The sequence below is a fragment of the Staphylococcus lutrae genome (genome assembly GCF_002101335.1).
GTDB lineage: Bacteria > Bacillota > Bacilli > Staphylococcales > Staphylococcaceae > Staphylococcus > Staphylococcus lutrae.
In genome coordinates this window covers 1,582,490-1,602,390 of record NZ_CP020773.1, presented here as the reverse complement: position 1 = coordinate 1,602,390, position 19,901 = coordinate 1,582,490, and the positions used below count along the sequence as shown (strand labels likewise).

At 39.8% G+C, this 19,901-nt stretch carries 21 protein-coding genes; 6 read left to right on the top strand and 15 right to left on the bottom strand.

Annotated features, from left to right (window positions below):
• Positions 1-76: 76 nt before the first annotated feature.
• Both B5P37_RS07370 and B5P37_RS07365 read right to left on the bottom strand, forming a co-directional pair.
• The gene (locus tag B5P37_RS07370) at positions 77-1,825 is read right to left on the bottom strand and encodes a DHA2 family efflux MFS transporter permease subunit (protein WP_085237607.1); all 1,749 of its coding nucleotides are present in this window, start codon (positions 1,823-1,825) and stop codon (positions 77-79) included.
• A 14-nt stretch (positions 1,826-1,839) separates the two neighbouring features.
• Positions 1,840-2,487, bottom strand: coding sequence for an HlyD family secretion protein (locus B5P37_RS07365; RefSeq protein ID WP_085237606.1), 648 nt, complete (start codon positions 2,485-2,487; stop codon positions 1,840-1,842).
• 127 nt (positions 2,488-2,614) lie between these two features.
• Between B5P37_RS07365 and B5P37_RS07360 the strand changes: the two genes are divergently transcribed.
• Positions 2,615-3,178 carry a TetR/AcrR family transcriptional regulator gene (locus B5P37_RS07360; protein ID WP_085237605.1) on the top strand — a complete coding sequence of 188 codons (564 nt, stop codon included), beginning with the start codon at positions 2,615-2,617 and terminating at the stop codon, positions 3,176-3,178.
• Positions 3,179-3,500: 322 nt separating this feature from the next.
• Here the strand turns inward: B5P37_RS07360 and B5P37_RS07355 are convergent, their stop codons facing one another.
• The 5 genes from B5P37_RS07355 to B5P37_RS07335 all read right to left on the bottom strand — a co-directional run bounded on the left by B5P37_RS07355 (position 3,501) and on the right by B5P37_RS07335 (position 7,558).
• Positions 3,501-4,049: a GNAT family N-acetyltransferase gene (locus B5P37_RS07355; protein ID WP_085237604.1), complete on the bottom strand. Its 549-nt coding sequence runs from the start codon at positions 4,047-4,049 to the stop codon at positions 3,501-3,503.
• A 254-nt stretch (positions 4,050-4,303) separates the two neighbouring features.
• Positions 4,304-5,755, bottom strand: a complete 1,452-nt coding sequence (locus B5P37_RS07350; RefSeq protein WP_085237603.1) for an APC family permease — start codon at positions 5,753-5,755, stop codon at positions 4,304-4,306.
• A gap of 428 nt (positions 5,756-6,183) precedes the next feature.
• Positions 6,184-6,546 carry a DUF423 domain-containing protein gene (locus B5P37_RS07345; protein WP_085237602.1) on the bottom strand — a complete coding sequence of 121 codons (363 nt, stop codon included), beginning with the start codon at positions 6,544-6,546 and terminating at the stop codon, positions 6,184-6,186.
• Positions 6,547-6,564: 18 nt separating this feature from the next.
• Positions 6,565-6,897 carry a DUF5327 family protein gene (locus B5P37_RS07340; protein ID WP_085237601.1) on the bottom strand — a complete coding sequence of 111 codons (333 nt, stop codon included), beginning with the start codon at positions 6,895-6,897 and terminating at the stop codon, positions 6,565-6,567.
• Positions 6,890-7,558 (bottom strand): uracil-DNA glycosylase, encoded by a 669-nt coding sequence (locus tag B5P37_RS07335; RefSeq protein WP_085237600.1) that lies wholly within the window; start codon positions 7,556-7,558, stop codon positions 6,890-6,892. The genes B5P37_RS07340 and B5P37_RS07335 overlap by 8 nt, the downstream gene beginning before the upstream one ends.
• Before the next feature lie 184 nt (positions 7,559-7,742).
• Between B5P37_RS07335 and thiD the strand changes: the two genes are divergently transcribed.
• The gene (gene thiD, locus B5P37_RS07330; RefSeq protein ID WP_085237599.1) at positions 7,743-8,573 is read left to right on the top strand and encodes a bifunctional hydroxymethylpyrimidine kinase/phosphomethylpyrimidine kinase; all 831 of its coding nucleotides are present in this window, start codon (positions 7,743-7,745) and stop codon (positions 8,571-8,573) included.
• 265 nt (positions 8,574-8,838) lie between these two features.
• Here thiD and B5P37_RS07325 read toward each other — a convergent pair whose 3' ends face one another.
• The 8 genes from B5P37_RS07325 to B5P37_RS07290 form a co-directional block, all read right to left on the bottom strand.
• Positions 8,839-9,096: a hypothetical protein gene (locus B5P37_RS07325; protein WP_085237598.1), complete on the bottom strand. Its 258-nt coding sequence runs from the start codon at positions 9,094-9,096 to the stop codon at positions 8,839-8,841.
• Complete coding sequence (locus B5P37_RS07320; protein WP_085237597.1) at positions 9,093-9,452, bottom strand: hypothetical protein; 360 nt, start codon at positions 9,450-9,452, stop codon at positions 9,093-9,095. The genes B5P37_RS07325 and B5P37_RS07320 overlap by 4 nt, the downstream gene beginning before the upstream one ends.
• The gene (locus tag B5P37_RS07315; RefSeq protein ID WP_085237596.1) at positions 9,424-10,566 is read right to left on the bottom strand and encodes a thiolase family protein; all 1,143 of its coding nucleotides are present in this window, start codon (positions 10,564-10,566) and stop codon (positions 9,424-9,426) included. The genes B5P37_RS07320 and B5P37_RS07315 overlap by 29 nt, the downstream gene beginning before the upstream one ends.
• Positions 10,563-11,927: an AMP-binding protein gene (locus tag B5P37_RS07310; RefSeq protein ID WP_244898602.1), complete on the bottom strand. Its 1,365-nt coding sequence runs from the start codon at positions 11,925-11,927 to the stop codon at positions 10,563-10,565. The genes B5P37_RS07315 and B5P37_RS07310 overlap by 4 nt, the downstream gene beginning before the upstream one ends.
• Before the next feature lie 207 nt (positions 11,928-12,134).
• Positions 12,135-12,992: an oxidoreductase gene (locus tag B5P37_RS07305; protein WP_085238440.1), complete on the bottom strand. Its 858-nt coding sequence runs from the start codon at positions 12,990-12,992 to the stop codon at positions 12,135-12,137.
• A 370-nt stretch (positions 12,993-13,362) separates the two neighbouring features.
• The gene (nagB, locus tag B5P37_RS07300) at positions 13,363-14,124 is read right to left on the bottom strand and encodes a glucosamine-6-phosphate deaminase (RefSeq protein ID WP_085237595.1); all 762 of its coding nucleotides are present in this window, start codon (positions 14,122-14,124) and stop codon (positions 13,363-13,365) included.
• Between the two features lie 6 nt (positions 14,125-14,130).
• Entirely contained in the window at positions 14,131-14,802 is a 672-nt protein-coding gene (locus tag B5P37_RS07295) for an N-acetylmannosamine-6-phosphate 2-epimerase (RefSeq protein ID WP_085237594.1), read from the bottom strand.
• A 1-nt stretch (position 14,803) separates the two neighbouring features.
• Positions 14,804-16,342 carry a PTS transporter subunit EIIC gene (locus tag B5P37_RS07290; RefSeq protein WP_085237593.1) on the bottom strand — a complete coding sequence of 513 codons (1,539 nt, stop codon included), beginning with the start codon at positions 16,340-16,342 and terminating at the stop codon, positions 14,804-14,806.
• Between the two features lie 120 nt (positions 16,343-16,462).
• Here B5P37_RS07290 and B5P37_RS07285 point away from each other — a divergent pair, with 120 nt between their 5' ends.
• The 4 genes from B5P37_RS07285 (at position 16,463) to folE2 (ending at position 19,766) form a co-directional block, all read left to right on the top strand.
• Complete coding sequence (locus tag B5P37_RS07285; RefSeq protein ID WP_085237592.1) at positions 16,463-17,296, top strand: MurR/RpiR family transcriptional regulator; 834 nt, start codon at positions 16,463-16,465, stop codon at positions 17,294-17,296.
• A gap of 486 nt (positions 17,297-17,782) precedes the next feature.
• Positions 17,783-18,142 carry a YojF family protein gene (locus B5P37_RS07280; RefSeq protein ID WP_085237591.1) on the top strand — a complete coding sequence of 120 codons (360 nt, stop codon included), beginning with the start codon at positions 17,783-17,785 and terminating at the stop codon, positions 18,140-18,142.
• Positions 18,143-18,159: 17 nt separating this feature from the next.
• Complete coding sequence (gene bshB2 / locus B5P37_RS07275; RefSeq protein WP_085237590.1) at positions 18,160-18,834, top strand: bacillithiol biosynthesis deacetylase BshB2; 675 nt, start codon at positions 18,160-18,162, stop codon at positions 18,832-18,834.
• A gap of 50 nt (positions 18,835-18,884) precedes the next feature.
• Positions 18,885-19,766 (top strand): GTP cyclohydrolase FolE2, encoded by an 882-nt coding sequence (gene folE2, locus B5P37_RS07270; protein WP_085237589.1) that lies wholly within the window; start codon positions 18,885-18,887, stop codon positions 19,764-19,766.
• The last annotated feature ends 135 nt before the right edge of the window (positions 19,767-19,901 follow it).

Sequence of the window (19,901 nt, the reverse complement as noted above, 5' to 3'; positions counted from 1 at the left end):
CACTCGTGTATCACACACGCGACCTGTCAGTTCTCTTTTTATTATGAATATGTTCCACGTTTAAAAATCGGATGTGTTATTCATGAGAAATATAATGTGACTTCCCTTTCAAGAAGAAACTTAAAATTAATGCTAATGCACTTAATGCCGTCGCGATCCAGAACGCACTATTGACACCATCTACTGATGCGAGACGACTGACGAATTGAATCAAAGCCCCCATCGCTTGTTGTTGCCCTCCCATTTGTTGCGCCATTGCTTGTAAACTATCTTGAATAGCTGGGTTTGTACGATCTAAATCTTGTTGAAACGTTGCAAGATGCGATTCTGTTTGTTGCGTCATCACAGTAACGAGAATGGCTGTCCCAATCGAACCTGCCAATTGTCTCATCGTATTCACCAGTGCATTACCGTGAGAAATTAAACGCGATGGTAAAGCATTCATTCCAGCTGTCATGATAGGCATCATCACAAAACTCATTCCAAATGATCGAATAATATAAATCATTAAAATGCTACGATAAGGCGTGTCGATTGTAAGCTGTGTGAGTTCCCATGTGCCATATGTGGTAATGGCTAAACCAATAATGGTAATCGGTTTGATCCCAATTGTATCGAGTAATTTCCCTGCAATGGGCCCCATCACCCCCATAATTAAAGCCCCTGGCAACAGGAGTAATCCAGAATCGAGTGGAGAGAATCCTCTTAAATTTTGTAAATAGAGCGGCAACAAAATCATGCCTCCGAAGAGACTCATTGTCAATATCATATTAATAACTGCCGTTAATGTGAATCCGGAATATTTAAGCACTTCAAAATTAAGCATCGGCGCTTTCATCGTCAACTCACGAACAATAAATGCGATTGTAAAAATGGTCCCAATGAGAAACATGATGACAATCTTAGTCGCGCCCCAGCCCTCATTTCCTGCTTCACTAAAACCATAGAGCAGTGCACCGAACCCGATTGTACTGAAGATGATACCCGGAATATCCGCAGTAGGGTTCGTTGTTTTTTGATAAATACCAAACCATACAAAAGTGAGTACGAGTGAGATTAAACCGACAACGAACATGCCAAAAAACATCGTATGCCAATCATAATTTTCAACGATGTAACCAGAAAGCGTTGGACCAATGGCTGGCGCTAAAATCATCGCAATGCCCATCGTCCCCATCGCCATACCACGCTTCTCAGGTGGAAAAATCGTCATAAAAACATTTGTCCCTAATGGCATTAACACACCTGCCCCCATCGCTTGAAGTACACGGCCACCCATCATCACTGGGAAATTCCATGCAAAGCCACAAACGAGTGAGCCAACCGTAAAAATCAACATCGCCGTTAAAAATAATCGTCGATATGAATACTTGTTAAAGAGAAATGCGCTAATTGGAATTAAAATCCCATTCACTAACATAAATCCTGTCATCAACCACTGTCCTGTTGATGGAGAAATATTGAAGTCCGTATTGATCTTTGGTAATGCTGTATTCAATAATGTTTGATTCAAAATGGCAATAAACATTCCGAAGACCATTGCAACTAATATTTTCGAACGTGTCACACCTTTTTTAAACACATAGCTTTGTGCTGCATCCGCAACTTTCTGATTGACGTCCTGTGTGTGGTGTTGAAGGTGCTCTGAGTGAACCATATCATCATGGTGATGCAACATCTGATGTGCTTTGCTTTCTTGCATCATAGCTTCATCGGTTCTCAGACGTTGTTGAGACCATGCACGTTTCTTTCTTCCTCTTATTAAAATTCCATTCATAATCAGTATCACAATAAGAGCGACGATAACATAAATCATCACAAACATTTGATGACCCCCTCTTAATTTTTGTGAATACGTACTTCTGCGTTCATCCCTGGAACGACACCATGTGCAGGTGGATTGTCTAATTTGATTTTAACTGGAACTACTTGAGTCACCTTTGTATAATTTCCATCACTGTTTGATGATGGCATTAACGAAAAGCTTGATGCAGTTGCAAAGCCCAGTTGGTCAACTTTCCCTTTAATTTTTGCATCTTGTCCATCAATTGTGACATCTACCTCTTGACCCGCTTGAACGTCTTTGATTGCTGTTTCATCGATGTTCGCTGTAATATATAAATCGTTCATATCATATGCGTAAGCAATAGGCTGTCCTGCTTGTACAATCCCTTCTTCTTGTGCTTCTAATTTTACAATTGTCCCTGTTTTAGGCATCTGAACTGTCATTGTCTGTGGTCCATCGCCTTCACCTGCAGTTTGTAATTTTGCGACAGTCTCTCCTTTTTTCAATTGATCCCCTTCACCCACATTTAAATCTGTGAGTTTTCCAGATGCTGGACTGGCAATTTTGATTTGTACGCCATCCACTTTGGCGTTATCTGTTTTAATATAATTTGCAGATTGATTATAAAAATAAAAACCTACTATACCTATTACAACAAGTGCGACAATTGTCACTATATTCACTAATATAATCTTTTTCATATTTGAGACTCCTTTTCTTTCATTCTTTAACTTTTGTAGTATAAAATAATTAAAGTTAAAAAAATAGAGACAATCTTTTCAAATGTGTCGGATTCGAAACTATACTATAATGTGAATGGGTGATGATATGGTAAAAACAAAATCAAAAGCACGACGCCGCATTGTTAAAGCGATGATTAAACTATTAAAAACGGAATCTTTTGAGGCGATTACAATTAAACAGATTTGTGCAGAAAGTGGCGTGCATCGCTCCACGTTTTATGCTCAATTCGAGGATAAGTATCAACTGTTCAATCTACTCATTCGCTATCATATGGCAAAGTATGAAAAACTCATGCAATCTACCTCCAAGGTCATTGGAACCTATCCGCTCGTTGAATCAAAACGTCGTATCATTAAAACATTTAGAATCTTATTCAAATATTTAGAACGGCACCGCACATTTTTTACTGCGATTCTCGTCACACGTCCACAACTTCATGTCATTAGACAATTTTTACATTTTACAAATGAGGCTTATGAATCATTATTAGCCCAGTTACCTAAAATGCATCAACCCCATTATTTTATTCACTACACGATAGGCGGAGAACTTGCATTGATTTACAGTTGGTTATCCCAAGGCTGTCAAGAATCACCAGATGAAATGGCACATATTTTGTACACGAATATTATTAAAGCGGAGCGCTAGTTTCATTTTCAAATCGCCGAACAGTCACTTCGGATTCGTTGTGGCCTCATTTCAAACAAACGATGTTCTCATCCTTCCACTCCACCTGATTTGAACGCGCTAAATAGGCCTGTCTCATCATGAACAGTCGCTACGCTATTCATGAGAGCAGGCCCTTTATTGGAGAACTTTTTGAAAATGAAAAACGCAAAATGATATGTATTTACTGCCATATATTTTGCTTATCACTACTTTACCATGTTTTTCTTCATTTGGGGATACAATTATTAAAAATTTATTGGTTTTTTATGAATTAAACTTTAAAAAAATTACTTCGTTACTTCTATTGATAAAAATCAGATTTTAAACACTCGTAATAATTTATACTTATGTATGTATCTCGGTTTAATTCGTCTTCATGTTTTACACCTACTAGACGAAACCCACTCTTTTCAGCCACACGCTGACTACCTATGTTCTCAACGTCAGCACGCAACTCAATTTTATTTAGATGATAATCATTAAAAGCAATCTCACACATTTTATGAACTGCAGCAGTCATGATACCTCGTCCCGTCGCGTGTTCTGCAAGCCAATAACCAATTTCCGCTTTCCGAACAGTGGGATTCCATGCATGCAAATCAATCATTCCGATGCATTGCTCCTTTTCATAAATAAGATAGAGCAATGCGGTCCCACGCGCCACGCTTTCTAAAGTCTCTTGTAAATACTGTCGTTCCTTCTCTACTGACGTAAGCATTTCAGCCCAAGTTAAAAAGCGCTTTAAATACGAACGATTTTTTTCGATAACTGCATAAATTTCTGCCGCATGTTCGATGGTTGGATGGACGAAATCAATTTGATCGTTCACAGACAATTTGAAGTGGTGCATATAGAACAACCCCTTGTTATTTTTTGATATTATACCAACATCAATTTGTCAATACAATAGACAGAGTTGGCGCCGTCACTTCACCTTTCAATCCCCCGATTCACTTATCCTTTTCACCACATCCTCCAACACTATAAAACAATTGAAAAACCGTGCGATACTGCCGAATATGTATGACCACACCTCATTCATGAGAAGCGTCACACTCCGAAAGCATCACACGGTACAACAAACGCATATTCAAAATTTCGATATTACTCTTCAATCATTTTTTCAACTTCGTGTTTACGTGTGTCGAGAATTAATTGCGTTAATTCATCTTTATCCATGCGACGTAACTTAGGTAAGCGGATAAAGAAGAAAATCAGCCCTAAAATTGTCCATCCACCAAGTGCGATATGCGAAGGCATGGATAACGCAGCTGGTGAAAATGGTAGCAAAAGTAATAGTAAAAAGATAAAAGCAAACAATGCTCCCAATATCGCAAAACTTTTATAAATAGGGCCATAAGTTTGACTCTTTTTGTCAAAACTGAACAATTTTACCGCAGCCAGACAGGTGACGAGATATGCAATAGACACACCTGTCGATGACATATCTACAATCCAAGTTAAGGCCGTACGCCCTAACCATGGTGCAATTAAAGTCATTGCAACTAAAAAGATAATCGCGACATAAGGTGTTTTATATTTTGGATGCAATCGACTAAATATTGACGGCATAATACCAGAACGTCCCATTGAAAATAGGAGTCGACTCGAACTTAATAAAAAGCCGTTTAATCCTGTAAAAATTCCCATAATGATTGCAATACTCAACACACCTAAGCCGAGTGTCCCAAAGGCTTTACGTGTAACAGACCCCGTTAACCACAAATCGCTACTGCCCCCTGATAACCATCCTGTGTATAAAATCATAAGGATATATGTGAGTGATGCAGCAAGCAAACTGTATACAATCAATTTAAATGTTTTATTCGGTGAAAAACTAAACTCTTCAGCCGTTTGTGGAATATTATCAAAACCAACATAGGCCCATGGTGCCACAGCAACAATCATAATAATCGCTTGAAACCAACCATAGTGCGTCCCATTGTAAGGTTTTAAATTATCTAATGAATAGTTAGAACCAAAGAATGATCCCACAAACAAAAGTAGAACAACAACGACCATTGCGACACAAAAGTAATATTGTAATGAACCTGACACACTTGCGCCTTTAATCGCAATGATCATAAAAACAAGCAATAAGATAGATGCAATTAAAATTTCAGTAATATAAACATCCCAACCCGCAATCGTATAAAGCTTTCCAAATTCAATCACATTGGGAAGTAAAAATTTAATCAGCAGACTAAAAGCGGTCGCATTTAACGCTACAACACATATGTAACCAAACGTTAAAAACCATGCTGAGAAGAAGCTGACGTATCGTCCAAATCCTAGAAAACTAAATGCAAAGCCACCCCCTGATACAGGAAAACGCTCGACTAATGCCCCATAACTCACCGCAATCACAATCATCAATAACGCACCAATAAAAATCCCTATCGATGCAGCAATTGGACCGGAAGTTTGAATCCAATCTCCTGGTAAAATAAAAGACCCCCAACCAATACAAGACCCATAGGCAATCGCCCAAACAAACTTTTCAGACAAGTTCTGTTGTAGATCGCCACGATCAGGTTTTTGATTCTTTTTTTTCATTATCATTTCACCCCTGAATATTCTTATACCCCTGTTTCATTTTTTATAACAACGAAATATTGCAGCAGAAAAATAAATCATACCTCAAAAGTTGAAAAAATGCATTAAAAATTTTTCAACTCAATATTTATGTAGATGAAATAGTGCGTTATAAGATAGATTGATGTTCAAATATATTTTGACCATGATGGCTCGTTTAACTTCTTGCTGTCGTATTGCGCATGCAGACCCATCCTCATCGTACAAAGCCTCTGTAAATGAAATGGATTCCATTCGCATCGCGTTTAACACATATCAAAAAACACCTTCCAATGGTTTCATTTCTCAATGATTCCTTTGAAAGATGTTTTTGATCATACGCACACACGTATTTATTTTAAATTGCTTCATATTTGCTGAATTCCGTGTGGTATCATTTGTATCTCGAACTATATTTTAAATGCGGCAATGGCTAACATCAACCAACCTACAACAAACAATACCCCGCCAATAGGTGTGATGGCGCCAAGTACGCTGACTTGTGTTAAAGACAAAATATACAATGAACCGCTAAAGAACACGATTCCTAAAAACATGAGCCATCCTGCCCAACCGACATTCACATTTAACGTGCTACCGATGATACCTATGAGAACAAGACCAAGGCCATGATACATTTGATACGTTGTTGCTTTTTCCCATACGGACATATAATGTTCTGATAATTTCCCATCGAGTGCATGCGCACCAAATGCACCTGTTCCAACAGCCATTAATGCATTCAATGCACCTAATATAATAAATATTTTCACGAAAATTCCTCCTAAAAATTAAAAATCAAATATCGAAGCCCCGTTGCCTATTTCATCATCCGTGACCATACGCGCATCTGATGTCGTTTGTGAGCGACTAGAAGATGCCACTTGCCCTCCCATACGTCTAATTTCTTCATCAGACACTTGCGCCACTGCCATTTTTGATGATGCCGACGCTGATCCTTGAGGACTCGAAACCGTGTCATGTTGTGGCACTGCTTGTTCACTGTATAATCCAGTTAACGCGTGGATGGCATAGATATGTTTATGAAACGCTTCATCCGACTTGGCGCCATCAGCCTGAACAAGCTCGTATTCCAACATTTGTATCAATTTTTCTTTATTCATCTTCTCCCTCCTTTTTCTCACACCAGCGAATTGGAGATAACCCTTGCGCTTCAAGGTATTGGTTTGTCTTAGAATAAGGGCGAGAGCCAAAAAAACCACGATGTGCAGACAATGGACTCGGATGCGGTGATTTAATGATGTAATGTTTCGTTGTATCAATCAGCTTTTCTTTTTGTTGTGCGGGCCTTCCCCATAATACGAAGACCACGCCTGATTTATAGTCAGAGACCGCACGAATGATTTCGTTTGTAAATATTTCCCAACCGATGTCTTTATGAGAATGTGCTTGTCCCTGTCGTACGGTAAGCACTGTATTTAGCAATAGGACACCTTCTTTCGCCCAATCTTGTAGATGCGGGGACGTGCGGTGACAACCGATATCATCTGCCAATTCTTGATACATATTTCGCAGTGAAGGCGGAAACTTCGCGCCCGGCTGAACGGAAAATGCCAGTCCATGCGCTTGGTTAGGCCCGTGATATGGATCTTGACCTAATATGACAACTTTGACATTTTCGAATGGCGTAAGGTCAAAAGCTTGGTAAATGTTTTTACGTTCTGGGTAGACAATTTGTGTTGTATATTCTTTTTCTAAAAAATCATGCATCGCTTTAAAATCATGTTTGGTTGTAATTTCATGAAATATTGTTGACCAATCCATCTGATTCACCTCAGCCACATTTTAACATAATTTGATATTCCTCACCGCTTTCATTCAATAAACATTTAGATAGCAACACAAAATTGCACGTGATAAAATAATAGCAATAGGCAACCGCCATGTTTTAGGACGATTCCTTTTCATGAACGGAAGAATTGATGCCAATTGGAGGAGTGAAAGAACGATGGCTTTAAAAAAAGTATTAACAATTGCTGGATCAGATACGAGTGCTGGTGCAGGCATGCAAGCGGATTTAAAAACATTTCAAGAATTAGATACGTATGGGATGGTGGCGCTTGCTGCAATCGTTACAATGGATAAGGAGACATGGTCACATGATGTGACACCTATTCCATTCGACGTCTTCAACAAGCAGCTCGAAACTGTGATTAGCATCGGTCCTGATGCTGTCAAAACAGGGATGCTCGGTACAGAAGAAATTATTCAACGTGCAGGAGAGGCATTTACTGAGTCTGGCGCAAAATATTTTGTCGTCGATCCTGTGATGGTTTGTAAAGGGGAAAATGAAGTACTTAACCCGGGAAATACTGAAGCAATGATTAAATATTTATTGCCAAAAGCTACAGTAACAACGCCTAACCTTTTTGAAGCGGGACAATTATCAGGATTAGGGACTTTGAAATCAATCGATGACATGAAAAAAGCAGCACAGATTATTCATAATCAAGGCGCACAACATGTGGTCATTAAAGGAGGCAAAGCATTAGACGAAGCTCAGTCTTATGATTTGTACTATGATGGTGAAACGTATTATCAATTGGCAACAGATATGTTCCAACAAAGTTATAACCACGGTGCTGGCTGTACGTTTGCAGCCGCTACAACAGCAAACTTAGCTAACGGCCAATCACCAAAAGAAGCCGTCATCAATGCCAAAGCATTCGTCGCTTCTGCAATCAAAAACGGTTGGAAAATGAATGATTTTGTTGGACCAGTGGACCATGGTGCTGCAAATCGTATTGAAAAGATTGCCGTTGACGTGACAGAAGTATAATCTTGCCCTCATATCGAACATGGCTTAGGGCTATACAGTGTAGAATCAATTGTAAGTCCAATCCCAAAATCGATATCCTCATTAAACATGGCCAGTCAGAGGTGCCTAATGGATTGCCGTAGTCGCGCATCCAATTAGGCGCCACACTGATGCGGCCAAATGAATCGCAGCGATGCATTCACATCAACTGAAACGCCTTTGTACCACATCTGCTTCCTTTAAAATCTCCGAAAAACCTCATCCGCGCGACATGACACAGCATCACTTATTCCCATCGAATGACTAACTTCTCATCACCCTTTTTATTCACGACTCGAATCGTTTGTCCTTTGCCTTCTATGTCTAATGCCTCGTCAATCCAGATTGGGCACTTGTAAACCACTTGATATGTACGCGCATCTCGCCCTAATATTTGCCAAACCTTTTCAACAACAAACTGCCCTGGCACAATATCGACGTGAATAGGATTGTCATCTTGCACAAGCGTCAAATAATGTTGCACAGCTTCTTTTGAAAATTTCATTCTGCCACCCGCTTCACAAAAACTTGTCTTATTCTATTTTCATTGGGTAAAATCAGCACAAAACAATAACGTTCAAATCCTTTTATTGGCTTGTATGACTCCCATACCAATGTCGCTTCAACCGCTGATGCTTGCGCAATGGGTTGTCCTTGAGTGACAGACGTTTCTACAAGAATAATTGGTTCTCTCATAAAAGGTTGAAACAGCATGAAGGCTTGCCAATATCGTGCAAAAAACAATAAAGGCACGTCGGATGTCATCGGTTTTTCAAACAATGCGCAATAACGTGCAAGTGCCGCTTGATCGAGATGTAACACACGTGTTTCTTTATCCCCAACGTTCAAAGAGTGCTGCATTCCCCATTCCGCCTCCAATCCCCATCGTCGCAATCGTTCTATGGGCTTGCGTCATATAAAATAAACGCGTCACTAACATCGCACCGCTCGCACTGTACGGATGACCGATTGCAATTGCGCCGCCATAACGATTGAGTTGATCATCGCGTATTCCTAATTCACGTTGGGACGCAAGAACTTGTGCACTAAATGCTTCATTGAGTTCCACCGCATCAATTTGGTCAATCCTCAATTGTTGGCGCTCTAAAATGCGCGTCACTGCGGGGACAGGACCGATACCTAAGACATGTGGCGAAACCCCCTCAACGGCGTAATCCACAAACAACAAGCCTTCTGTCAATCCGACTTGACATGCACGCGCTTCTGACATGACCACGACTAAACAAGCACCGTCATGCTTAAGACAGCAATTTCCCACTGTTACTGATCCGCCGTGACGTAACGGTTTCAAACGAGAAATACGGTCATACTGAAGATGCGGTTTGACACTTTCGTCTTGTTCAATGTACTGACCTTTAACCTTTAACGGGAGAATTTCATTTGACAAGAGGCCTTGAGCCATCGCTTGACTCGTACGCTGATGACTGCGAATCGCAAACCCATCTTGGTCTTCTCGTGATACGTGATACTGTTGTGCCACATGATCCGCCGCTTCAATCATACTCGGGTCCTGACCCGCAGGTGCAAATGGCGCGCGCTCATAAAATAATGGCGGTGTAGACGAATAAAGCGATGTCGGTTTTTCTATTTTCCAAGGCGCACGACTTGTACTTTCCACGCCTCCTGCAATATAAAAATCGCCTGCGCCACTTTCAACAAGGCGACACGCCAGATGAATCGCTTCCAATCCTGAACCACATTGACGATCTACTGTCAATCCTGGCACAGACACATCGATTCCTGCTTCCAAAAGACTCTTTCTCGCAATATTTCCTCCTTTACCGACAACATTCCCCAAGATAACATCGTCTAATGTATCCAGAGATAGGGGCAATGTGGCGGAGAAATGTTCAAACAATGGCTTGAGCAGTTGTTCAGGTTCCCATTTTTGTAACATGCCACCATAAACCCCAATCGGTGTACGTTTTGCGGTTACAATAATTGCTTTTGTCATAGATATTCCCCCTTATCATAACGCCGTTGTGCTTCAGCGCGCGACACTTTACCACTTGCAGTAAGCGGCAATGACCTGACACAAATAAATTTTGATGGTATTTCATATCTTGAAACACGTGATGAAAGCCATTGTCGCAACGCATGAACGTCCAACTGTGCGCTTCCGATATAAAGCGCAATCCCTAACTCGCCTAGCTTGTCGTGTGGATGACTTACGATGACGGTATCTACAATGCCAGACCATTGCTTGAGTTGCTGTTCAATCATTGCAGGATAAACATTTTTTCCACCAATAATGAGACGATCTTTCACACGTCCATGTAAATACAACATATTTCCTTCTAATCGCGCATAGTCACCCGTCGCAATCCATTCACTCACCTTTCCTTCACCAATATAACCTGAAAAAGTCATTGGACTACGCACCAACAATTGTCCAACGCCCGTTGCATCTTGCTCATGTATACGCACAGCAACATTCGGAAATACATATCCAACCGAATTCAGTGGTGCACTTTGATTGCGGTTCACACTAATAAAACTCGCTTCTGACGTACCGAAAAACTCGTCAATCGGAATCTCTGGAAATATGGCTTTCAATTGTGCATGGCGACTCGGTGATAATTTGTCTCCTGAAATGAAAATGTGACGAATCCAATGTGAGGTTTGTCCCAGATGGATCGTATCATATGCCATTGTAGGGACAAGAAATAATGCGCACGTTTGTTGAATTTTTGTAATGTAAGACCATGCTTTTGCCATATCATATTGATCTTGTCCTATAAATGTTTTGCCGTTCCATAGCGCGTAAATCATCACATACAACGTTAACGAATGGGCGTATGGTCCTAGTGCCATATACATCTGTACAGAACAATCTAACAATGTATCATTCACCGCAAAAGAAGCTGTCCATGATGGCCAATCTCTAATAAATCCTTTCGGTAAACCTGTCGTCCCTGACGTAAAACCAATATGTAACAGTTGCGGTATTGCCAGCGCTTCATTTAACTGTTCAAATGAAGTTGGCATCAATCCTTCATCCCCCCAAATATAGGGAATACGATGTAACGCAATGAGGGCATCACGTTGTTCTGTTGACCATTGTGCCCCCAATACACATGGTACACCTTGACGTACTCGGACTGCTAAATAAGCCACGATAAAATGCGCCGTTCGTGTATGTACTAACAAAACATTTTGAAACGCAATCGCGTCGGGTAGCGCTTCACTTTCTTCTTGTACACTTTTCCATAACGTTTCATAGGTGATTGGACTATTGTCCAGCCATAACGCAACATGCTCGGGTTTTTCTTGAGCATATATTTTAAGTTGATTTAACAATTCCAACACAATCACACTTCTTTAATATTTTTGACTTATTTTAACATAGACATTGCGTACGAGAGCGATAAAGATATTTCCCTTTCAAATCTTTTATGCTTCCAATATGTGTAATGAGAATTTATAATCCATCAGGCTAGTGAGATGACAAGATTGGATTTTCATCATAAAAAAAGCAGGGCAATGATGCTCCCTGCTGCCACACATAATAGGCATTTTTCTTTATCTTTGTCGGACTTCATTTTGATGTGCTAGCAATGTGTACGTTGTTTCAATGTATGGAATTTCCAATTGATGTTTTTGCCCTTGTTTATATATATAACCTTGGATTGCTTCGACCTCTGTCACGCGGTCATTCATCGTATCATAATACATGCTTGTCGCACTTTCTTCAGAAAAAATACGATATGCTGCGATGACATCATCTACAAATGATGCTTCATACGTAATTCCTTCTGCATTGGCCACTTTCAAACCTTCTTTAAGCAGATTTTTACACAAGTGAACCATCTTTTCATCTTTCAACAGTCTTGCAGTATCACGACTTAAAGCTGTGAGTGTATTCATACCTAGATTAAAAATCAATTTAAACCAGATTGCTTTTTCAATGTTGTCTTCTAGCTGTAAAGTTAACATTGAAGATGCTATTTCAGCTTTGAGTTGTTCAGTAAATGCATCTCTCTTGAGATGAATACGATAATCTTTATCGTGTCTGACATAGTCCTCTTTTTTCTCACCGCTAATATAAACGACTGCTTGATATGCATCGTAATCTCCAAGTTTAGACAGCAAACCGTTGCCATTTTGCGCTAAAATTACTTTCGACTGGTCATGCGTAATTCTTTTAAGATCTGCTAAAATCGTATCTAATTGATGTGTTTTCACTGCGATAAAGATGACATCAAATTGAGATGACGTATTGGATAAACTTTGAACAGCAATTGGCTTTTTCTCACCCGTTTCTCGCTCTTCAAATGTCATCGTCTTGCTTTGTCTGCCCAGCAATGTCACATCATTTGTATCTAGTGCTGAGGCAATTGCTGTTCCTACCGCACCTGATCCAATAACTGCCATTTTCATCATTACTCATCATCCTTTCTCACTCTTTACATTCAAAGTAACTTGCACAATGGGATTATGCAATTTGTTCTACACATTACTCAATATATTATTTTTTTATTTATAAGTAAAGTCCGTTGTTTAGCCAATTGAATCATTGAAGAGAACCCTCACCTGTAAAAACTTTCTTCGCGCTTTTACTGTCAAATCATTATCCTAAAAACTTGTAGAATATAAATTATGCCCACAAATCATCTATAAATCTTGCATTCTTCAGAAGTATCAAGAAATAGAACCCTACCTACATGGCTGGAACTAAGGCCAAACTCATGCTGTATCTCACTGAAAATAATCTGTCTTGTATTTTCGTACACGGTTTACCTTACATCACTTAAATGTGACTTTTCTTCCTAAAAATCGCGTTTGATTCATTTGGCATGGCTGCATCATCTACGTATACTTCGACATTGGGATGATGGTGTAAAATTGTTGCCGGTACGTCTGTTGTCACCTCTTGTCGCATCAACTGACGAATGGCTTCTTGTTTTTGTTCACCAAAAGCTAATAAAATAATACGTTTTGCTTTCATAATTGATTGTAAGCCCATAGAAATCGCTTGTTTCGGTACGTCGTCAATCGTGTCAAAATAACGACTATTAGCTTGAATGGTACTCTCTGTCAAATCAACACAATGCGTCAAACTATCAAATGATGTCCCAGGTTCATTAAAACCAATGTGACCATTTTGACCAATACCTAAAATCTGTATCTCAACTGGCCCTCCTTTTTCTAGCAGTGCTTCATAACGTTGCGCTTCTGCCTCTATATCATCAGCCACACCATTTGGGAGATGGATTCGCTGTGCATCGAAATGTGGGTACGCACCGAACAACACTTTCTTCATATACTGATAATAACTTTCTTCATGATTTGCATCTAAACCGACATATTCATCTAAGTTAAACGTTTCAATTTGAGAGACATCCAGTTGATTTTTCTGTAATAGTTCAACTAATTCACGATATACGTTAATCATCGTCCCTCCAGTGGCTAAACCGAGTCGGCTGTCCTTTTGATATAACATCTGTTTGTATAACTCACATGCAACATAAAAAGAGGCATGTGCTTCTGATCCCAAATTGATGATTTTCATACTATCCTACTCCTCAATCATTTTCACAAAACGTCGTGTGATTTCACGAGGTCTCGTAATTGCGCCACCAACCACTGCTGCATAGACCCCTTTATCGAAAACTTTTTTCAACATTTCAGGCGTTATCACGTTCCCTTCTGCAATGACTTTTTGGTCAACATTGGCAAGAACTTCATTTAAAAATTCAAAATCATTGTCATACAACACCTGACCTTGTGTTTCTTCTGTGTAACCACGTAATGTTGTACCGATATAGTCAAAATCGAGACGATCTGCATTTTTCGCTTCTTCTAATGTTGCAATATCTGCCATTATCTCAACATGAGGTGCTTTTTCTCTAATATACTTCACCAATGTATCCAAATCTTGTGCGGGACGTTGACGTAACGTTGCATCTAAAGCAATTACTTCACATCCACTTTCAATCAATTCATCCACTTCAAGTTGTGTTGCAGTAATAAAAACGGACGAATTGTCATAGTCACGCTTCACAATTCCAATAATCGGTAAATCTACTTCTTCTTTGATCGCTAAAATATCCGCTTTTGTGTTCGCTCTAATGCCTACAGCTCCACCTTCTTTAGCAGCGAGTGCCATTTTCCCCATAATCCATGGCGAATGTAAAGGCTCATCTGGCAAAGCTTGACAAGAAACGATTAATCCTTGTGGTAATTTCATCTTAATGACTCCCTTCCAATTGTTCTTCGACTTCATTTTTTATTGCTGTCACATGTGGTCCGTACACAATTTGCACACCATTACCTTTTTTGATAATCCCTTTTGCATCTGTTATCCGAATGAACGCCTCATCCATCTTGGTAATATCATTCAAGGTTACTCTAAGACGTGTTGCACAGCAGTCAATAATGGCAATGTTTTCAGCACCGCCTAATCCTTGAATAATATGAGTTGCACGTGGCTGTTCAGGGCGTTTTGTGACCGTCTCCAAATCTTCGCGTCCAGGTGTTTTAAAGTGAAATACCTGAATTAAAACTCTAAATATCACATAATAAAGCAAAAACCAAACGATACCGATTGGTATTATCCATAAATAGTGCGTCTTCGCTTGACCTTGCAACACGCCGAAGAGTATAAAGTCAATAAAGCCACCACTAAATGTTTGTCCCACGGTAATATGAAATAAATCCGCCATCATAAAAGCTAACCCATCCAATAAGGCATGCACAACATAAAGCGCAGGTGCAACAAATAAAAAGCTAAATTCTAATGGCTCTGTAATGCCTGTTAAAAAGGAAGTTAACGCTGCAGAGAGCATCAATCCCCCTACCACTTTCTTACGTTCAGGCTTGGCAGTATGATAAATGGCTAACGCTGCACCAAGCAATCCAAACATCATCGTAATAAAACGCCCTGACATATAACGAGAGATTCCCTCATAGTAATGGGTTGTATGTGTATCCGCTAATTGTGCAAAAAAGATATTCTGTGTTCCTTGAATCGTATGCCCATTTATTTCTAATGTTCCTCCAAGGGCTGTTTGCCAGAATGGGAGATAAAAAATATGATGTAATCCAAAAGGTCCTAACATGCGTAAAATAAAACCGTATAGAAACGTCCCAATCAATCCTGTTTTTTGGACTAGATGACCGGCACCTGTCATGACATGTTGAAAAAATGGCCAGACAAAGAACATCATCACACCTAATCCAATAGCACCCATTGCTGTCACAATCGGTACAAAGCGTGAACCACCAAAAAATCCTAAAAACTGAGGTAAGGTTATTTTATAATATTTGTTATGCAAAATCGCAGTCAGTAATCCGACCACAATCCCTCCAAACACACCCGTTTCCAGTGTTTGAATACCGAGTACCATTCCTTGCCCCGATTTAGCTAATGCTGTTGCTGGTGCCAATTGATCCGTTATCGTCAGTAATGCATTCATCGTTGCATTCATAATTAAAAAGCCTAACATCGCTGAAAGACCTGCCGTACCTTTATCTGCTCTTGCTAAGCCCACCGCAACACCAATAGCAAAAAGCACAGCCAAATTTTGAAAGACGATATTCCCAGCCGCACGCATCAAAATAAACAAGTACTGTAAAAAAGGGATATTCAGAAATGCGTAAGCTTCTACAGTATTGGGATTACTCAATGCACCTCCAATACCTAGCAGTAGTCCCGCTGCAGGTAAAATTGCAATCGGTAGCATAAATGACTTCCCAAATTGTTGGGCCTTATCAAAAATCCTGTTCAATTTTTCCCCTTCTTTCTCATAATGCTCTCCTTCAATATAGCATCTTGAAAAAAATCGTCAATATAATATATTGTTTTGAAAAATCTTTTCAAATATACTGTATTCACAGGGGGTGTCACGATGAAAATTGAAAATCGTATTCAACAATATCAACATTTGTTCACTAAAGTCGATCATCAAATTGCAAATTTCATTTTAACACTAGACTACCGGATTGATATCGGTGCAATCAATGATTTGGCGCATGCTATTGGCGTTTCCCCTTCTAGTGTGACGCGCTTTGCTTACAAATTAAATTACGATAGTTTTCAATCTTTTCGCTTCGCCATCCAACATGAACTACAAAACGAGCCGATTCATCAAAGCCCTTCGATACAAATCTTACATCAGCATTATCGTGCAATTATGGATCATACCGGTGAGTTTTTAAGTGAAAATGATTTAATGTATCTCGTTAATGCGATAAAAGAGAGTGAAAAAATTATTTTCCTTGGTATCGGTAGCTCTGGCTTGAGTGCACAAGAAATTTATTTCCGTACAGCACGAATGGGGTTTCATGCGATTGCGATTACAGACCCACATTTGATGACTGTCGTCGGACATATGTGTACGCCACATACGACCATCGTTGCTTTCACGAATAGTGGTGCAACGCAAGAAATTATCGACAGCCTTCGCCATGGCTCTCAAAACGGCGCCAAACGAATTGGTATCTCACACTTCCGTACACCTGCGCTCGAAACATATTGTGACCGTATCATTATGACTGCCGATCGAAGTCGTACACACGATGCCTATTTCATCAACTCTCAGCTCTCAAATCAATTTATTATTGATTTAGTAAGCTACCATTTATTACAAGATGTTCATCGCTTTGAACACTATATGAAGAGTTATCATGAACTCGCTACAAGAAGACAACAGACGCCCCAACCTCCTTCTGACACCATCTGATTTGACGTTTTAACAAGACGTCTAGCTGATGAAAACAATCATTCGTCTCACTTCTTTTCAACTGATTGGTTCAGGTCGGATTGGCATCTGGGAGATATGATTTCTCAGATGTCATCCGCTCTGACAAACTCCCCCCCTCTAATGGCAGACATATCACAAACGCGTACCACATGATTCTCTCAAAAATGCGACACCCGCTTTCCAAACTATAAGTGAAATCGAACTCTTGGCATAGTTAACAATTTGGGGAGATTAAAAAACTCATGAGATTGCACATCCTATTCTCGTCATTTCAATCATTCAAAAGTTCAAATCACACTTCTTAACATAGATGAATCACTACCACACGAAAAAAGATCGCTTTTTGCTTAAATTATATGAGCCAGTGGAAATAAAATGATAGATTAAATGAGCAGAGCTATATTATTTTTCTTTCTTTTTTAGTAAAATGGACAGATAATCACAATCAGGAAGGCAGTGAGTTTTTTGCAATCGATTACACAAGATGCGGTACAGACGCTACTCGATCAGTATGCCCATCAACCGGTTTATATCCATGTAGAGACGACTAATGGTGCTTATGCGAACCATTTTGACCAACGTGTGTTCAATGCAGGCACATTTTTAAGAAATATCCAAATCACTTATCAACATGCCCAACTTAAAGGAGGGGCAAAAGACCCTTATCGTGTAGGACTCAAACTGGATCATAACGGATGGATTTATGTCCAAGGGCTCACACATTATGAAGTGACAGAAGATGGCATGTTTTTATTAGCTGGATTTAATTACGAAGGTCAACTTGCGGCTACATTAGAAATTAGCCGTCATCCATTTAAAGCATAGAAAGGCGTGAAAATCATATGACAGTTGAACAACATATCCTTGTCATTTTCCCTCATCCAGATGACGAAACTTTTTCATCAGCTGGTACTTTGGCACATTATATCGACCAAGGGGTACCCGTCACATATGCTTGCTTAACGCTCGGACAAATGGGACGCAACCTCGGTAATCCTCCTATCGCGACACGTGAATCACTGCCTGATATTCGTGAACGCGAGCTTGAAAAAGCTGCAGCTGCAATCGGGATTACTGACTTACGAAAAATGGGATTACGAGATAAGACCGTCGAGTTTGAACCGCATGACGAATTGGATGCGATGATTCTACAGTTAATTGAAGAAACACAACCGACGACCCTCATCTCATTCTACCCCGGCTATGCTGTTCACCCTGACCACGAAGCGACTGCAGAAGCCGTGGTCAGAACAGTAGGCCGTATGGACGCCCAACAACGTCCAAGGCTACAACTTGTTGCATTTAGCAATGATGCCATTGAAGCACTCGGTGAACCCGATATTGTCAATGACATCTCAAAATATAGAGATCGAAAATATGCTGCATTTGAAGCACATCTATCACAGACTGGACCTTTCTTGGAACAACTTGCCAATCCTCAAATCAAAACATCAGGTGTTCCCAAAGATACTGCAGCATTTTTAACAAACGAAACCTTTTGGACTTATCGTTTTTAATGAATCACACGACATTCACAATACTGTGAAAATATAGTGGAGGCAAAGACATGACTGAATTTGATTTATCGACACGTGAAGGACGATGGAAACATTTTGGCTCGGTTGACCCAATCGAGGGGTCAAAACCAACAACAAAAGCTGAAATGACCGACCTTCAAAGTACACACAAAAATTTTTTATTTGAAATAGAAGAAGTTGGCATTAAAAATTTGATTTATCCCGTTTGGATTGATCAATATCAAACGGCAGGAAACTTTAGTTTTTCTACTAGTTTAAATCAAGACGAAAAAGGAATTAATATGAGTCGTATTTTAGAGTCGGTGGAAGCAGAGTACGACAACGGCATTCGACTCGAATTCCATACACTGACACAACTGCTTAATCGACTTAAAAGCAGTATGAAACAACACAGTGCTGGGGTAGATGTCAGTGGCAAATGGTTCTTCAACCGCTATAGCCCGATAACGCACATTAAGGCAGTCGGTTATGCAGATGTCACATACGGCTTAGCAATCGATGAAGATACAATCACACGCAAAGAATTAACGATTGAAGCGGCCGTAACAACACTTTGTCCATGTTCAAAAGAAATCAGTGAATATTCCGCACATAACCAACGCGGAATCATTACGGTAAAATCATATCTTGATAAAGACGTGACACTTCCAGAAAATTATAAAGAAGTTATTTTAGATGCGATGGAAGCGAATGCAAGCTCCATGTTATATCCTATTTTGAAGCGTCCAGATGAAAAACGCGTGACAGAACGTGCATATGAAAACCCTCGTTTTGTCGAAGATTTAATTCGCTTGATTGCAGCAGATCTCGTTGATGTCGCTTGGATTGCAGGATTTGATATTGAGTGCCGTAATGAAGAATCCATTCACCAACACGACGCCTTTGCAAAACTGAAGTATAGAAAATCATAACACTTATTAAAGACAGAGGGTCGCACATACGCATACACATGTGCGATCCTCCAATGTAAAAAAATTCCGCAATAAAAAAGAAGCCCTACAATTCTATTGTCTGGCTCCTAAAAAAGTTCATTCACAACCACTCTC

Bases quoted from the DNA above. Each gene is read 5' to 3' on its own strand.
- B5P37_RS07370 (WP_085237607.1), bottom strand. From the start codon at position 1,825: ATGTTTGTGATGATTTATGTTATCGTCGCTCTTATTGTGATACTGATT.
- B5P37_RS07365 (WP_085237606.1), bottom strand. From the start codon at position 2,487: ATGAAAAAGATTATATTAGTGAATATAGTGACAATTGTCGCACTTGTT.
- B5P37_RS07360 (WP_085237605.1), top strand. From the start codon at position 2,615: ATGGTAAAAACAAAATCAAAAGCACGACGCCGCATTGTTAAAGCGATG.
- B5P37_RS07355 (WP_085237604.1), bottom strand. From the start codon at position 4,049: ATGCACCACTTCAAATTGTCTGTGAACGATCAAATTGATTTCGTCCAT.
- B5P37_RS07350 (WP_085237603.1), bottom strand. From the start codon at position 5,755: ATGAAAAAAAAGAATCAAAAACCTGATCGTGGCGATCTACAACAGAAC.
- B5P37_RS07340 (WP_085237601.1), bottom strand. From the start codon at position 6,897: ATGAATAAAGAAAAATTGATACAAATGTTGGAATACGAGCTTGTTCAG.
- B5P37_RS07335 (WP_085237600.1), bottom strand. From the start codon at position 7,558: ATGGATTGGTCAACAATATTTCATGAAATTACAACCAAACATGATTTT.
- thiD (WP_085237599.1), top strand. From the start codon at position 7,743: ATGGCTTTAAAAAAAGTATTAACAATTGCTGGATCAGATACGAGTGCT.
- B5P37_RS07325 (WP_085237598.1), bottom strand. From the start codon at position 9,096: ATGAAATTTTCAAAAGAAGCTGTGCAACATTATTTGACGCTTGTGCAA.
- B5P37_RS07320 (WP_085237597.1), bottom strand. From the start codon at position 9,452: ATGCAGCACTCTTTGAACGTTGGGGATAAAGAAACACGTGTGTTACAT.
- B5P37_RS07315 (WP_085237596.1), bottom strand. From the start codon at position 10,566: ATGACAAAAGCAATTATTGTAACCGCAAAACGTACACCGATTGGGGTT.
- B5P37_RS07305 (WP_085238440.1), bottom strand. From the start codon at position 12,992: ATGAAAATGGCAGTTATTGGATCAGGTGCGGTAGGAACAGCAATTGCC.
- nagB (WP_085237595.1), bottom strand. From the start codon at position 14,124: ATGAAAATCATCAATTTGGGATCAGAAGCACATGCCTCTTTTTATGTT.
- B5P37_RS07295 (WP_085237594.1), bottom strand. From the start codon at position 14,802: ATGAAATTACCACAAGGATTAATCGTTTCTTGTCAAGCTTTGCCAGAT.
- B5P37_RS07285 (WP_085237592.1), top strand. From the start codon at position 16,463: ATGAAAATTGAAAATCGTATTCAACAATATCAACATTTGTTCACTAAA.
- bshB2 (WP_085237590.1), top strand. From the start codon at position 18,160: ATGACAGTTGAACAACATATCCTTGTCATTTTCCCTCATCCAGATGAC.
- folE2 (WP_085237589.1), top strand. From the start codon at position 18,885: ATGACTGAATTTGATTTATCGACACGTGAAGGACGATGGAAACATTTT.